Here is a 14,419-nt window from a genome sequence, read left to right as displayed (position 1 = left end):
GGGTTTTTTAGTTTTGTTGTTTGCGGCCCGGTTGCGCTTGGTGTTTGCCTTTATTTAATTACCCATTACACCCCCTCTACCCCCCCGCGCCCCCCCGGCGGGGGGCCCCCCGCTTCTCGTCGTGCTCGCGTCCGCGCGTCGGAAGGGCAGAGCGGCCTCGGGGCCGCTGCGGTACCCTGACGCCATGCGTGCCGTACGCCTTCTGCTTACCGAGCCGCGCTGATCAGTCCCGACCCGTCGAGCCCACGGATGCGGTCGGCATCGGCGCGGCGCCCCCTCCTGTGCGAGGGGTTTTTTCGTTTGGGCAGGCAGAGACGGCAGAGACGATCGATGGAGCTTCAGAAATCATGAGCGAGACGAACACCCCGGCCCCCGAGGCGGCCGAGGGGCACCGTTACACGGCTGCCATGGCCGCCGACATCGAGGCACGCTGGCAGGACGTATGGGACGCGGAGGGGACCTACGAGGCCCCCAACCCGACGGGTGACCTGGCCGGGGACCCCGCGGTCGTCGCGCGCCCCAAGAAGTTCATCATGGACATGTTCCCGTACCCGTCCGGTGCGGGGCTGCACGTCGGCCACCCGCTGGGGTACATCGCCACCGACGTCTTCGCCCGCCACCAGCGGATGACCGGCCACAACGTCCTGCACACCCTGGGCTTCGACGCCTTCGGCCTGCCGGCCGAGCAGTACGCCGTGCAGACCGGCACGCACCCGCGGGTGTCGACCGAGGCGAACATCGAGAACATGAAGGTCCAGCTGCGCCGGCTGGGTCTGGGCCACGACCGGCGGCGCTCGTTCGCCACGATCGACCCGGACTACTACAAGTGGACCCAGTGGATCTTCCTGCAGATCTACAACTCCTGGTACGACGCGGACGCCGCCAAGGCCCGGCCGATCGCCGAACTGGTCGCCGCCTTCGAGGACGGCTCCCGTGAGGTTCCGGGCGGCCGCGCGTGGGCCGCGCTGACCGCGGGCGAGCGGGCCGACGTACTGAACGGCTTCCGGCTGGCGTACGCCTCCGACGCGCCCGTGAACTGGTGCCCCGGCCTGGGCACCGTACTGGCCAACGAGGAGGTCACGGCCGACGGCCGCTCCGAGCGCGGCAACTTCCCCGTCTTCAAGGCCAAGCTGAGCCAGTGGAACATGCGGATCACGGCGTACGCCGACCGCCTGCTGGACGACCTGGACGCGCTGGACTGGCCCGAGGCCATCAAGCTGCAGCAGCGGAACTGGATCGGCCGCAGCGAGGGCGCACGCGTCGACTTCGCCGTCGGCGAGGACGCCATCACGGTGTTCACCACGCGTCCCGACACGCTGTTCGGCGCCACCTACATGGTGCTGGCGCCCGAGCACGAGCTGGTCGAGGAGATCGTCCCGGCCGAGTGGCCCGAGGGCACCCGCCAGGTGTGGACCGGCGGTGCGACGAACCCCCGCGAGGCCGTCGACGCGTACCGCAAGCAGGCCGCGTCCAAGTCGGACGTCGAGCGACAGGCCGAGGCCAAGGACAAGACCGGTGTCTTCACCGGCGCGTTCGCGATCAACCCGGTCAGCGGCGAGAAGGTGCCGGTCTTCATCGCGGACTACGTGCTGATGGGCTACGGCACCGGCGCGATCATGGCCGTCCCGGCGCACGACACCCGCGACTTCGCGTTCGCGCAGGCCTTCGAGCTGCCGATGCGGTGCGTCGTGGAGCCCTCCGACGACCGCGACGCCGACCCGACGGAGTGGGACGACGCGTTCGCCTCCTACGACGGCACGATCGTCAACTCGACCGGCGAGGGCATCGCGCTGGACGGCCTGGGCGTCGTCGAGGCCAAGGCCGCGATCACCGAGTGGCTGACCGAACGTGGCGTCGGCGAGGGCACCGTCAACTTCCGCCTGCGCGACTGGCTGTTCAGCCGCCAGCGCTACTGGGGCGAGCCCTTCCCGATCGTCTACGACGAGGACGGCGTCGCGCACCCGCTGCCCGACTCGATGCTGCCCCTGGAACTGCCGGAGGTCGAGGACTACTCGCCGCGCACCTTCGAGCCGGACGACGCCGCGTCGAAGCCGGAGACCCCGCTGTCCCGCAACGAGGCGTGGGTCGACGTGGAGCTGGACCTGGGCCGGGGCGAGGGCGTCAAGCGCTACCGCCGCGAGACCAACACCATGCCGAACTGGGCCGGCTCCTGCTGGTACGAGCTGCGCTACCTGGACCCGAACAACTCCGAGGCGCTGGTCGACCCGGCGATCGAGCAGTACTGGATGGGCCCGAGCGAGAACGCCCCGCACGGTGGTGTCGACCTGTACGTCGGTGGCGCCGAGCACGCGGTGCTGCACCTGCTGTACGCGCGCTTCTGGTCGAAGGTGCTGTTCGACCTGGGCCACGTCTCCTCGGTGGAGCCGTTCCACAAGCTGTTCAACCAGGGCATGATCCAGGCCTACGCCTACACCGACGCGCGCGGTGTGTACGTCCCGGCGGCCGAGGTCGAGGAGCGCGACGGCGGCTGGTTCCACCAGGGACAGCCCGTCAAGCGCGAGCACGGCAAGATGGGCAAGTCCCTGAAGAACGCCGTCACGCCCGACGAGATCTGCGAGGAGTACGGCGCGGACACGCTGCGCCTGTACGAGATGGCGATGGGCCCCCTGGACGTCTCCCGTCCGTGGGACACCCGCGCCGTCGTCGGTCAGTACCGCCTGCTGCAGCGCCTGTGGCGCAACGTGGTCGACGAGGAGAGCGGCGAGGTCACCGTCGTGGACGGCGAGCCCGGCGAGGACACCCTGCGGGCCCTGCACAAGGCGATCGACGGGGCGGGCGCCGACATGGCCGCGCTGCGTTTCAACACGGCCATCGCGAAGATCACCGAGCTGAACAACGCCCTGACCAAGGCCGGGCGCCCGCTGGAGCGCTCGGTCGCCGAGCGGCTGGTGCTCCTGGTCGCCCCGCTGGCGCCGCACATCGCCGAGGAGCTGTGGCACCGGCTGGGACACGGCGAGTCGGTCGTCCACCAGGACTTCCCGGTGGCGGACCCGGCGTACGTCGTGGACGAGAGCGTGACGTGCGTCGTGCAGGTCAAGGGCAAGGTCAAGGCACGGCTGGAGGTGCCGCCGACGATCTCCGAGGCGGACTTGGAGCAGTTGGCCCTGACCGACGAGGGCGTCGTCGCGGCGCTCGGCGGCGCGGAGATCCGCAAGGTGATCGTGCGGGCGCCGAAGCTGGTGAACATCGTCATCTGACGTCGTTCGCCCTGGTCCGACGGGGTCAGGGGGCCGTCCGGCGGCCGTCCGGCGGTCAGCCGGCGTGGCTGAGGGTTCTCCCTTACGGGCAGGTTGGGGGTTCGATTGGAACCCCTGGCCTGCCCGTTGCGTTTACCGTGGAAGGGACGGAAAAAGCAGGGGAAAGGGAACCTCATGGAGCCGGGCTCAGTGCTCATCATCGTGGCCCTGTTGATGCTGTTCACCTTCCTGGGGCTGGGGGCGTGGGCCACCGTGAAGGTGATCGGGGCGGCGAAGCGCGGCGTGGACCGGACGATCACGCAGGCCCGCCGGACCGTCGAGGACACCACCCTGAGGGCGAAGAGCCTGGGTCAGGTCGGGGTCCCGGGTGCGCTGGCGCAGCTGCGGTTGGACCTGCGGACGTCGATGCGGGCCACCCAGCAGGCCCTGTACCGGGGAGTGCAGCAGGACCCCTCGCTCAAGGAGTCCATCGGCCTGTTCGAGCGACTGAGCGCGCACGGGTACGAGCTGGACGACGAGCTGAAGCGGCTGGAGCAGGAACCGGACCGCAAGCGAACCGCGGAACTCCTGCCCGACCTGCGGGAACGCACCGCGAAGATCGTCCAGTCCGCGGATTCGCTGCGGTGGGCCGCCCGCGACCGGGCGCGTCGGTTCGCGCAGGACGACCTGTCCTCGCTGTCCGAGCAGATCGAGGTCGAGTCGGGCGCGCTGCGGGACTGGTCCCGTGAGTCGGTGGACGAACTCGCGGAGGCCGCCGCGGCCTGGGACGCGGCGCAGGAGCGGTCCTCGGGTTCCACGGCGGCCCCGGGCACCGGCCCGGGCCCGGCGGCGCGGCCGGCGGCGTTGGACCCCTCCAAGCCGGCGCAGCGCCACCCGTGGCAGAAGACGGCCCGCCCGGAGCCCACCACCTGAGACCGGCCGCGGGGGAGGTCACGATTGCGGACCGGGATCCCCCCGCGGGGTCCTGACATGGGCCCCTGGCTGCCGGACGGCCCCCTGTGGCGGTAACCTCCGGCTCATGTCCCGCCATGTCGCGATCGTCACCGATTCCACGGCCTACCTGCCTCATCCGGCGATGGCGCGGCACGGGATCACCGCCGTGCCCCTGACCGTGGTGCTCGGCGACGAGGCCCTCGAAGAGGGCACCGAGATCTCGGCACGCAGCCTCGCCCTGGCCCTGCAGAAGCGTCGCTCGGTCACCACCTCCCGACCCAGCCCGGAGGAGTTCGCCCGGGCCTACCGGGCAGCGGCGGACGCCGGCGCGGCCGGCATCGTCAGCCTGCACCTCTCCGCCGAGTTCTCCGGCACCTACGACGCCGCCGTGGTCGCCGCGAAGAACGCTCCGGTGCCCGTCCGCGTTGTTGACACCGGCATGGTCGCGATGGCCCTCGGTTTCTGCGCGCTGGCGGCGGCGGAGGTCTGCGAAGCCGGGGGATCCGTGGACGAGGCCGTGGCCGCCGCCGAGAAGCGGGCCGCGGACATGTCGGCGTACTTCTACGTCGACACCCTCGACTACCTCCGTCGCGGCGGACGCATCGGGGCGGCGCAGGCGCTCCTCGGCTCGGCCCTCGCCGTCAAACCGCTGCTCACGCTGGACGGAGGGCGGATCGAGATGCTGGAAAAGGTACGAACCGCCTCCAAGGCCATCGCGAGGCTGGAGGAGCTCGCCGTCGAGCGGGCCGGTGCGGCCCGGGTGGACGTGGCGGTGCACCACCTGGCGGCGCCGGAGCGGGCCGAGAAGCTCGCCGAGCGGCTGCGGGAACGGATCCCCGGGCTGGTCGAGCTGCACGTCAGCGAGGTCGGCGCGGTGATCGGGGCACACACCGGGCCGGGGCTGTTGGCGGCGGTCGTATCACCCCGCTGATCACCGGAACGGGTGGCCCGGTTATCCACAACGGGCTCTTCATCCACCGGAATTGATGGCTCCGAACGGAGATCGGGGCAGAGCCCTACCGTCGTGGCATGACGACTCGAACGCGTACGCGCACCCGTACTTCGCGGCCCCTGGGGGCCGGCGCCGGAGCCACCCGTGGACCTGGCCGAACGCACCGTTTCGACGATGGTCCTGGCGACCGTTCCGGTGACCGCTTCGGTCGCCGTCTCGGCCATGGTTTCAGGGGTCGGTCCGATGGTGGTGCCGGTGGCCGGTCCGGTGGTCGGGCGGTACGGATCGTGGGGCGGCGGCCACGACCGGATCCATCGGCGATGCGACGCAGGGCCGAGGCCATGCTGACGGCCCCGCCACCTGACGGTGCGGGGGAGGTGGTGGGGTCGGATCCGGTGCCCGAAGCGGTGGTGGGGCCGGTGCCGGATCCGTTGACGAATCCGGTGGGGCGCGTCGGGGAAGTGGCGACGGGTGACCCGGTGATGGGGCCCGCGGGCCGGGACGCGTGGTCCCTCGCGGTGCGGGAGCGGATGCCGGTGTGGCTCCAGGCGCACTGCGGGGTGCAGCCGAGGACGGTGGCCGCCGTGGCGGTGGTCCTGGTCGGGGCCGTCGGGTTCGCCGCGCAGCAGTACTGGACGGCGAGGCCGGAGCCGGTGACGGCGCCCGCCGTGGTGGCCCCGGCCGCGAGCCCCTCCCCGGCGGCGACCCCGGCCCGGGTCGTGGTGGACGTCAGCGGCAAGGTCCGGGAACCGGGGGTGCGGCGGCTGCCCGCGGGCGCGCGGGTGGAGGACGCGCTGGCCGCCGCCGGGGGAGCGCGGCCGGGCACGGACACCACCGGGTTGAACCGGGCCCGGGTGCTGGTGGACGGCGAGCAGCTCGTGGTGGGCGTCCCGGTACAGCCGATGGCGGCAGGCGGCGCCGCTCCCGGTCCGGGTTCGGGGCGGGGGCCGTCAGGTTCAGGGCCTGGTTCCGGTTCCGGCTCGGGACCGCTGAGTCTCGCCGGCGCCACCGTTGAGCAACTGGACGGGCTGCCCGGGGTGGGGCCGGTGCTCGCACAGCACATCATCGACTTCCGGACGGCGCGCGGCGGCTTCCGGTCCGTGGAGGAACTGCGGCAGGTCGACGGCATCGGCGAACGACGGTTCTCCGACCTGCGTGCGCTGGTGCGGCCGTGAACGGGGTCGAGCGGTCCGGCCCGACGGACCTGCGCCTGCTCGCGCCGGCGCTGGCCACGTGGGTGGCCTCGGCCGTCGCGCTGGGGACACCGGCCGGGTGGACCGCCGTCGGAGTGGGCCTCGCGGTGGCCGCCGCGGGCGGGCTGTTCCTCGCCGGGCACCGGCGACCGGGGCCGTCCTGGGGGATCTCCGCCGCCCTTGCCGCGGCCCTGCTGTGCGCGGCGGCAGGAGCCGGGGTGGCGGGTCTCCAGCGGGCCGAGGAGCGCGCCGGACCCGTCGAGGGCGCCGCCCGGGGGCATGCCCGGGTCGCGGTGGAACTCACCGTCGAGTCGGACCCCCGTACCGTCCACGGCGGAGGCGGGCCGCCCGCCGTGGCACTGAACGCGGTGGTGACCCGGATGACCGGCACCGACGGGACGCGCACCAGGGTCGAGACCCCGGTACGGGTCCTGGCCGGGCACCCGGGTTGGGCCCGGCTGCTGCCGTCCACACGGGTGGAGGCGGTGGGCCGGTTGGCGCCGGGCCGCGACGGAGAACGCGCCGTGGCACTGCTGCGCCTCGCCGGCGATGCCCCGCCGCGGGTGAGTGGCGGGCCGGACTTCTCGCAGCGCGTCGCGGGGTCACTGCGGGCCGGCCTGCGGGAGGCCACCGAGGGGCTGGCGCCCGACGCCAGGGCGCTGCTGCCCGGCCTGGTGGTCGGGGACACCTCCCGGGTGCCGACCGATCTGCACGATGCCTTCCGGGCCACCGATCTACTGCACCTGCTCGCCGTGTCGGGATCGAACCTGACCGTGGTGCTGTTCCTGCTCATCGGGCCCCCGGCCGGCGCGCAGCGCGCGGAACGGGGCGGACTGGCGCCCCGGCTGGGGCTCTCTCTTCGGGCCACCGCCCTGTGCGGAGCGGTGCTGACGTCCGGCTTCGTTGTGGTGTGCCGGCCGGAGCCGAGCGTGCTGCGGGCCGCGGCCTGCGGGGCCGTCACCCTGCTGGCCCTCGCCACCGGGCGGCGCAGGTCGCTGGTTCCGGCACTCGCCGCGGCCGCTCTGCTGCTGTTGCTGTACGACCCCTGGCTGGCCCGCAGCGTCGGCTTCCTGCTGTCCGTGCTGGCCACGGGGGCGCTGCTCACCCTCGGCCCCCGGTGGAGCGCAGCTCTGCAACGGCGGGGGCTGCGGCCCAGGTTCGCCGACGCGTTGGGGGCCGCCGCGGCCGCCCAGGCGGTGTGCGCGCCGGTCGTCGTCGTGCTCACCGCCCGGGTGAGCCTGGTGGCGGTGCCGTGCAACCTGCTCGCCGAACTGGCGGCGGGACCGGCCACGGTGCTCGGGTTCGCCACGCTGGCGGTGGCCCCGCTGTGGATGTCCGCCGCCGAATGGCTCGCCTGGTGTGCCGGGGTGCCCGCCGGGTGGATCGCCGCGGTGGCGCGGGCCGGGGCTCGACTGCCGGGGGCGGAGCTGCCCTGGCCGGGCGGGCTGCCCGGCGGACTGCTGCTCGCCGCCGCCACGGCCGCCTTGCTGCTGCTGTGCGTCCGGTGGGGGCGCCATCGCGGGCTCTGCTCCGCCCTGGCCCTGCTGCTGCTCCTGGCCGTCCTGCGGCCGCCACAGCTCACGCGTCCGTTCAAGGGCTGGCCTCCGCCCGACTGGACCTACGTACAGTGCGCCGTCGGCCAAGGGGACGCCGCCGTCCTCGCGGTGAGCCCGGGTACGGCCGTCGTGGTCGACACGGGACCGGATCCCGGCCCCGTGGACGACTGCCTGCGCGACCTGGGTGTGAGCAGGATCCCATTGCTGCTGCTGACGCACTTCCACGCCGACCATGTGGGCGGAATCTCAGGGGCGCTGCGGGGACGCGCCGTCGGTGTGATCCAGACCACCACCCTGGCGGAGCCGCACGCGCAGGCCGAAGCCGTGCGCCGTATCGCCGCCGCGGCCCGTGTGCCCGTCGTACCCGCCGCCTCGGGGGAACGCCGCCGGGCCGGAACGCTGGAGTGGCAGGTCCTGTGGCCGACGCCCGACGGCCCTGTGCCGGAGGGGCCGAACGACGCGAGCGTGGCCCTGCTCGTACGGACCTCCGGAGTGACCCTGCTCCTACTGGGGGACCTTGAACCACCTTCCCAACAGGCCCTGTTGAGGAGTCATCCGGAATTGGGGCCGGTGGACGTCCTGAAGGTCGCCCACCACGGTTCGGCACACCAGGACCCAGGACTTCAGGATCGGGTCAAGCCCAGGATCGCGATTGTTCCCGTCGGTACAAGAAACCGCTACGGGCACCCCGCGCCGGGTACGCTCGCGCGACTGCGGGCGATGGGCGCGACGGTGTTGCGCACCGATACCGATGGTTCGGTGGCGATCTCCGGAAGCGGCCCGCGGCTGCGGGCCTTTCCGTCCGGACGGCGGGGCAGGCGACGCGGGCATACCGGGCACACCCGTTCTGTTTGCCCACAACCCGGCAGCATGATCGAATGCGTCTTCGCCAGAGCGGCACAAGTCCACACAGCACGGGGGTGCACCAACCATGTTCGGACGCCGACGGGGGATGGAGACGGCCGGAAGCGCCGGTTCCCAGACGACCGCCACACTCGCGCTCCCGCACACCGCGCGACTGTTGAGCTGCCGCGTTCTCGACACGGTCCACCAGCCCATTCGCCAAGCGAAGTTCGAGGTCACCGACCCGATCGGCCGACGCGTCGTCAGCGGCGAGACCGATCCGTACGGCGGGTTCACCGCCGCCATGCCGGAGGGGGAGTACCGACTCTCGGTGAGTGCCGAGGGCTACGCGCCGTTCCACGGCGCGACGCTGGTGGGGGATCCGGCGCAGTCCGGCACCGCGGAGATCATCCTGGACGCCGTCGAGCCGCCCGTGCTGCCGGCGCCCGGCCACTGGGAACTCGACCCGACGCACTCGTCGATCGGCTTCACGGCCCGGCACATCGGCTTCGCCCGGATCCACGGCCGGTTCAGCACCTTCGCCGGGGCCGTCCGGATCGCCGAGCGCATGGAGGACTCCTCGATGCGCGTGATCATCGACGCGGCGAGCATCGACACCGGCCTGCGGATGCGCGACGATCACCTGCGCTCCGCGGACTTCCTGGACGCGGCGCGCCACCCCACGGTGGAGTTCTACAGCGAGCGTTTCATCCACCGCAGTGGCAGCCGTTGGGCGGTGGCGGGCGCGTTGACCCTGCACGGGGTGAGCCGCTCCGTGACCCTGGACACCCAGTACCTGGGACACGGCACGGGCCTGGAGGGCGAGCCGCGTGCCGCGTGTCGGGCCACCGCCGAACTGCAGCGCGAGGACTTCACCCTGAACTGGCAGTCGATGCTGGCGCACGGGATCGCGGCGATCGGTTCGAGCGTGGAAGTGGACCTGGACATCCAGATCGTGCACAAGGCGTAGGGCCCGCCCGGCGAGGCTCAGGGAGCCTCCAGCCATCCCTCGTACTCGGCGGCGAACTCGTCCAGCGCGGACGCGTCGAGGTGTTCCCTCGGGTCCTCGACGACCACCAGCCACTGGGCGTCCTCCGCGTCGTCCTCGCCGGCGAGGGCGTCGCGGACCAGTTGGGGTTCCTCGGGCACGCCGAAGCGGCCCACGAGTTCGCGCGCCACCTCCTCGGCGGCGTCACGGTCGGGCAGGACGAGTACATGTCGCGCGTTCACCCGACCATTCTCGGGTACCGCGCGAGGGGGCACGGGGGGAGGGGGACTGTCAGTGCGGCGTGGGATGCTGGAGGCGATGGCCATCAGGAAGAACTCCACCGACGATCCGCTCGCCCAGCTCACCCTCGCGGTGGGGCAGGAGGATCTGCTGCTCGACCGCGCGGTCCGGGAAGTGGTGATGGCGGCCCGTGCCGCCGACGCCGACACCGACGTGCGGGACCTCTCCTCCGAGCAGCTCCAGCCCGGCACGCTGGCCGAGCTGACCAGCCCCTCGCTGTTCTCCGAGCGCAAGGTCCTGGTCGTGCGGAACGCGCAGGACCTGTCCGCGGACACGGTGAAGGAGGTCAAGGCGTACCTCGCGGCCCCGTACGAGGAGATCATCGTCGTTCTCCTCCACGCCGGCGGCGTCAAGGGCAAGGGATTGCTGGACGCGGCACGCAAGGCGGGTGCCCGCGAGGTCGCCTGCCCGAAGATGACGAAGGCCGCGGACCGGCTGTCCTTCGTGCGGGGGGAGTTCCGGACACTGGGGCGTGCGGCCACCCCCGAGGCCTGCCAGAACCTGGTCGACGCCATCGGCAGCGACCTGCGGGAGCTGGCGAGCGCGGCCGCGCAACTGTGCGCGGACGTCGAGGGCACCATCGACGAGGCCGTGGTCGGGCGCTACTACACCGGTCGCGCCGAGGCCTCCAGCTTCACGGTCGCCGACCGGGCGGTCGAGGGGCGGGCGGCCGAGGCTCTCGAAGCCCTGCGCTGGTCGCTGTCCACGGGAGTGGCGCCGGTACTGATCACCAGCGCCCTGGCCCAGGCGGTCCGAGCCATCGGCAAGCTCGCCTCCGCTCCGCGCGGGGCCCGCCCGGGAGACCTCGCCCGTGACCTGGGCATGCCGCCGTGGAAGATCGACCGGGTCAGGCAGCAGATGCGGGGCTGGTCGGCGGACGGCGTCTCGGACGCCCTGCGCGCGGTGGCCGCCGCCGACGCGGGCGTGAAGGGTGGGGGCGACGACCCCGAGTACGCGCTGGAGAAGGCGGTCGTGGCGGTGGCCCGAGCGGCCCGCCCGAACCGGCGGTAGCCTCCGGCGGATTGACGGTTCCGGGGTGCGGGTGCGGCGTTCTCGTTCCTGCCCCGTGCCGTTCGTTTCCCGTGTCGTTCGTTTCCCGTGCCCTGCGCGGTTCGGCGGTTCGGCGGCTCTCCGGGGTGCCGGGGTGCCGGGGTGCGCTGGGACGTGTGCTGCTCCGGGCCCGTGCGGTCGGGGGCTCAGGTCCGGTTGCCGGGGGCTGCTTGTGCCGGCCGTGGGGGCGGGCCCGGGAAACGGCGTACGTAGCGCTTCTGCCAAGGGGTCTCGACGGCGCGGGGGTGGTGGTTCCCACGGACGAACTCCACCGCTCGTTCCGCCGGGACGCCGTCCAGCACCGCGATGCAGGCCAGGGCCGTACCCGTGCGACCGCGGCCGCCCGCGCAGGCGAGTTCGACGCGGTCCGTGGCCGCGCGCTCCCAGGCCAGGGTGAGGAGTTCACGGGCGCGGGACCGGTCGGAGGGGAGCCGGAAGTCGGGCCAGCGCAGCCACTCGGCCTCCCAGGGGACCTCGGGGGGTGGCGAGCCCAGCAGGTACACGGCGTACGTCGGCTCCTGGCCGGCCGGAAGGGACCGACGGAGTCCGCGTCCCCGGACGAGCCGCCCTGAGGGGAGGCGCAGGACCCCCGGGTCGGTCGAGTTCCAGGGCTCGGTCATCCGTCCAGGGTAGCCGGCGCCCCGGGCAAGGCGAAGGCCCCGGCGGCACCCTGGGGAAGGGTGGCCGTCGGGGCCTTCGGTGGTTCTGGTTGCGCCGCACCCGCGTGGCGAACGCTTCGCGTGCGGCGCGGAGTGCCGGTCAGGAGCGGGAGAGAGGGCCCGCTGGATTCCTACCCGGCGATCACATCAGGAGCTCAGCCCTGGAGGGAGGCAACCTTGATCGCCAGCGCCGACTTCTTGTTGGCGGCGGCGTTCTTGTGGATGACACCCTTCGAGACAGCCTTGTCGAGCGCACGCGAGGCGTCGCGGGAAGCCAGGGTGGCCTTCTCGACGTCGCCCGCGGCCACGGCCTCGCGGGCCTTGCGGATCGCGGTCTTGAGCGAGGACTTGACGGCCTTGTTGCGCAGGCGCGCCTTCTCGTTCGTCTTGTTCCGCTTGATCTGGGACTTGATGTTCGCCACGAAAGAGCCTTTGCAGGTTCAGAGTTTGATCTTCGGATTGCGTCCCGAACGGCTTGAGACCATACGAGACACAGCTGCTCAGGCTACCAGGCACGCTCCTGGCGGCCCAAACCGGGCGCATGCCCCCGTCCATGGGACCATGGAGCGTATATAGAGACGACTTCCCGACTACGACCCGAGAATCAGGACACTGCGTGCCCGCGATCCCCAGCCACGTGCCCGAGCCGAGCCGTACCGACCCGGCGCTGATCCGCAATTTCTGCATCATCGCGCACATCGACCACGGCAAGTCGACGCTCGCCGACCGGATGCTCCAGCTCACCGGCGTCGTCGACCAGCGGCAGATGCGCGCCCAGTACCTCGACCGCATGGACATCGAGCGTGAGCGCGGCATCACGATCAAGTCGCAGGCGGTCCGTCTGCCCTGGTCGCCCACCGAGGGCGAGGGCAAGGGCAACACGCACATCCTGAACATGATCGACACGCCGGGACACGTCGACTTCACCTACGAGGTCTCGCGCTCCCTCGCCGCCTGCGAGGGCACGGTCCTGCTCGTGGACGCCGCGCAGGGCATCGAGGCCCAGACCCTCGCCAACCTGTACCTGGCGATGGAGAAGGACCTCGCGATCGTCCCGGTGCTGAACAAGATCGACCTGCCGGCCGCCCAGCCGGAGAAGTTCGCTGAGGAGCTCGCGAACCTGGTCGGCTGCCAGCCCGAGGACGTGCTGCGGGTCTCCGCGAAGACCGGTCTCGGCGTGGACGCGCTGCTCGACAAGATCGTCGCCACGGTTCCGGCCCCCGTCGGTCCCAAGGACGCCCCCGCCCGCGCGATGATCTTCGACTCGGTCTACGACTCGTACCGGGGTGTCGTCACCTACGTCCGTGTCGTGGACGGCCAGCTCAACAAGCGCGAGCGCATCCGGATGATGTCCACCGGCGCGACCCACGAGCTGTTGGAGATCGGCGTCTCCTCCCCGGAGATGACCCCCTCCGACGGCATCGGCGTCGGCGAGGTCGGCTACATCATCACCGGCGTGAAGGACGTCCGTCAGTCCAAGGTCGGTGACACCATCACCAGCCTGCACAACGGCGCGACCGAGGCCCTCGGCGGCTACAAGGACCCGCGGCCGATGGTCTTCTCGGGCCTGTACCCGCTCGACGGTTCGGACTACCCCGACCTGCGCGAGGCCCTCGACAAGCTGCAGCTCAACGACGCCGCGCTCGTCTACGAGCCGGAGACCTCGGCGGCACTGGGCTTCGGCTTCCGCGTGGGCTTCCTCGGCCTGCTGCACCTGGACGTGGTCCGCGAGCGCCTGGAGCGCGAGTTCGGCCTCGACCTGATCGCCACCGCGCCCAACGTGATCTACCGCGTCGTCATGGAGGACGGCAAGGAGGTCAACGTCACCAACCCGAGCGAGTTCCCCGAGGGCAAGATCTCGGACGTGTTCGAGCCGGTCGTGCGGGCCACCCTGCTCGCGCCCTCCGAGTTCATCGGCGCGATCATGGAGCTCTGCCAGCAGCGCCGCGGCACGCTCCTCGGGATGGACTACCTCTCCGAGGACCGGGTCGAGATCCGCTACACGCTCCCTCTCGCGGAGATCGTGTTCGACTTCTTCGACCAGCTGAAGTCCAAGACGCGCGGTTACGCCTCCCTCGACTACGAGCCCACCGGCGAGCAGGCCTCCGGGCTGGTCAAGGTCGACATCCTGCTGCACGGCGACAAGGTCGACGCCTTCTCCGCCGTCACGCACAAGGACGCCGCCTACGCCTACGGCGTGCGCCTCGTCGCGAAGCTGCGCGAGCTCATCCCGCGCCAGGCCTTCGAGATCCCGATCCAGGCGGCCGTCGGCTCCCGCGTCATCGCCCGCGAGACCATCCGCGCGATCCGCAAGGACGTCCTCGCCAAGTGCTACGGCGGTGACATCTCCCGTAAGCGGAAGCTGCTGGAGAAGCAGAAGGAAGGCAAGAAGCGGATGAAGATGGTCGGCTCCGTGGAGGTCCCGCAGGAGGCCTTCATCGCCGTCCTCTCCAGCGACGAGTCCGGCAAGAAGAAGTAGCGGACGCCGGACGGGTGTAAAGGGCAGGTCAAGAAGCGCGCCTGTCCCATGTCGTGAGAAACGGGCCCACATGCATCCGCATGGGGGCCCGTTTCGTTATGAAGCGGCTGCTCGCCGCCCCTTACGCGTCGGGCGGGCGGCCTCTAGTCTGATCACTGCTTGATGGTTACTCGCCAGTCACAAACTCGCCAGCCGTAACGCGCAGGTCCCCACCCGCCCGTCCCAAGCGCCCCACGCCCACGCACTGC

General features: G+C 71.7%; 10 protein-coding genes and 1 pseudogene. 8 read left to right on the top strand and 3 right to left on the bottom strand.

Translation table 11 applies throughout. The annotated features are described in order from the left end of the window. The first annotated feature begins 347 nt into the window (after positions 1 to 347). From leuS to ACFYW3_RS07730, 6 genes and pseudogenes are all read left to right on the top strand, one after another. Positions 348 to 3,218, top strand: coding sequence for a leucine--tRNA ligase (gene leuS / locus ACFYW3_RS07755; protein WP_351758531.1), 2,871 nt, complete (start codon positions 348 to 350; stop codon positions 3,216 to 3,218). Positions 3,219 to 3,392: 174 nt separating this feature from the next. After that, the gene (locus ACFYW3_RS07750) at positions 3,393 to 4,130 is read left to right on the top strand and encodes a hypothetical protein (RefSeq protein ID WP_351758532.1); all 738 of its coding nucleotides are present in this window, start codon (positions 3,393 to 3,395) and stop codon (positions 4,128 to 4,130) included. 106 nt (positions 4,131 to 4,236) lie between these two features. Further along, a complete protein-coding gene (locus ACFYW3_RS07745; protein ID WP_351758535.1) occupies positions 4,237 to 5,082 on the top strand; it encodes a DegV family protein in 846 nt (281 codons plus the stop codon). A gap of 341 nt (positions 5,083 to 5,423) precedes the next feature. Next, entirely contained in the window at positions 5,424 to 6,278 is an 855-nt protein-coding gene (locus tag ACFYW3_RS07740) for a helix-hairpin-helix domain-containing protein (protein WP_389385822.1), read from the top strand. Continuing rightward, positions 6,275 to 8,659 (top strand): annotated as a pseudogene (locus ACFYW3_RS07735) (ComEC/Rec2 family competence protein); the annotation flags it as partial. The gene ACFYW3_RS07740 and the pseudogene ACFYW3_RS07735, both read left to right, overlap by 4 nt. Positions 8,660 to 8,783: 124 nt before the next feature. Further along, positions 8,784 to 9,665 (top strand): YceI family protein, encoded by an 882-nt coding sequence (locus tag ACFYW3_RS07730; RefSeq protein WP_351758539.1) that lies wholly within the window; start codon positions 8,784 to 8,786, stop codon positions 9,663 to 9,665. Positions 9,666 to 9,682: 17 nt separating this feature from the next. Here ACFYW3_RS07730 and ACFYW3_RS07725 read toward each other — a convergent pair whose 3' ends face one another. Beyond that, complete coding sequence (locus tag ACFYW3_RS07725) at positions 9,683 to 9,925, bottom strand: hypothetical protein (RefSeq protein ID WP_389385821.1); 243 nt, start codon at positions 9,923 to 9,925, stop codon at positions 9,683 to 9,685. A 76-nt stretch (positions 9,926 to 10,001) separates the two neighbouring features. Here ACFYW3_RS07725 and holA point away from each other — a divergent pair, with 76 nt between their 5' ends. Further along, positions 10,002 to 10,994, top strand: coding sequence for a DNA polymerase III subunit delta (gene holA / locus ACFYW3_RS07720; RefSeq protein WP_389385820.1), 993 nt, complete (start codon positions 10,002 to 10,004; stop codon positions 10,992 to 10,994). A 185-nt stretch (positions 10,995 to 11,179) separates the two neighbouring features. Here holA and ACFYW3_RS07715 read toward each other — a convergent pair whose 3' ends face one another. Both ACFYW3_RS07715 and rpsT read right to left on the bottom strand, forming a co-directional pair. Then, on the bottom strand, positions 11,180 to 11,653 hold the full coding sequence (locus ACFYW3_RS07715) for a protein phosphatase (protein ID WP_389385819.1): 474 nt from the start codon (positions 11,651 to 11,653) through the stop codon (positions 11,180 to 11,182). Between the two features lie 194 nt (positions 11,654 to 11,847). Then, the gene (gene rpsT, locus ACFYW3_RS07710) at positions 11,848 to 12,114 is read right to left on the bottom strand and encodes a 30S ribosomal protein S20 (RefSeq protein WP_053681998.1); all 267 of its coding nucleotides are present in this window, start codon (positions 12,112 to 12,114) and stop codon (positions 11,848 to 11,850) included. A 194-nt stretch (positions 12,115 to 12,308) separates the two neighbouring features. Here rpsT and lepA point away from each other — a divergent pair, with 194 nt between their 5' ends. Continuing rightward, complete coding sequence (gene lepA, locus ACFYW3_RS07705; RefSeq protein WP_351375886.1) at positions 12,309 to 14,171, top strand: translation elongation factor 4; 1,863 nt, start codon at positions 12,309 to 12,311, stop codon at positions 14,169 to 14,171. Positions 14,172 to 14,419 lie beyond the last annotated feature (248 nt).

Origin of the sequence: Streptomyces sp. NPDC002602 (genome assembly GCF_042889445.1) — a bacterium.
Taxonomy (GTDB): domain Bacteria; phylum Actinomycetota; class Actinomycetes; order Streptomycetales; family Streptomycetaceae; genus Streptomyces.
This window is presented reverse-complemented; position numbering and strand designations above follow the sequence as displayed.

What these genes read in the sequence shown, in the direction of transcription:
- leuS (WP_351758531.1), top strand. Translation starts at nt 348, where the DNA reads ATGAGCGAGACGAACACCCCGGCCCCCGAGGCGGCCGAGGGGCACCGT.
- ACFYW3_RS07750 (WP_351758532.1), top strand. Translation starts at nt 3,393, where the DNA reads ATGGAGCCGGGCTCAGTGCTCATCATCGTGGCCCTGTTGATGCTGTTC.
- ACFYW3_RS07745 (WP_351758535.1), top strand. Translation starts at nt 4,237, where the DNA reads ATGTCCCGCCATGTCGCGATCGTCACCGATTCCACGGCCTACCTGCCT.
- ACFYW3_RS07740 (WP_389385822.1), top strand. Translation starts at nt 5,424, where the DNA reads ATGCGACGCAGGGCCGAGGCCATGCTGACGGCCCCGCCACCTGACGGT.
- ACFYW3_RS07730 (WP_351758539.1), top strand. Translation starts at nt 8,784, where the DNA reads ATGTTCGGACGCCGACGGGGGATGGAGACGGCCGGAAGCGCCGGTTCC.
- holA (WP_389385820.1), top strand. Translation starts at nt 10,002, where the DNA reads ATGGCCATCAGGAAGAACTCCACCGACGATCCGCTCGCCCAGCTCACC.
- ACFYW3_RS07715 (WP_389385819.1), bottom strand. Translation starts at nt 11,653, where the DNA reads ATGACCGAGCCCTGGAACTCGACCGACCCGGGGGTCCTGCGCCTCCCC.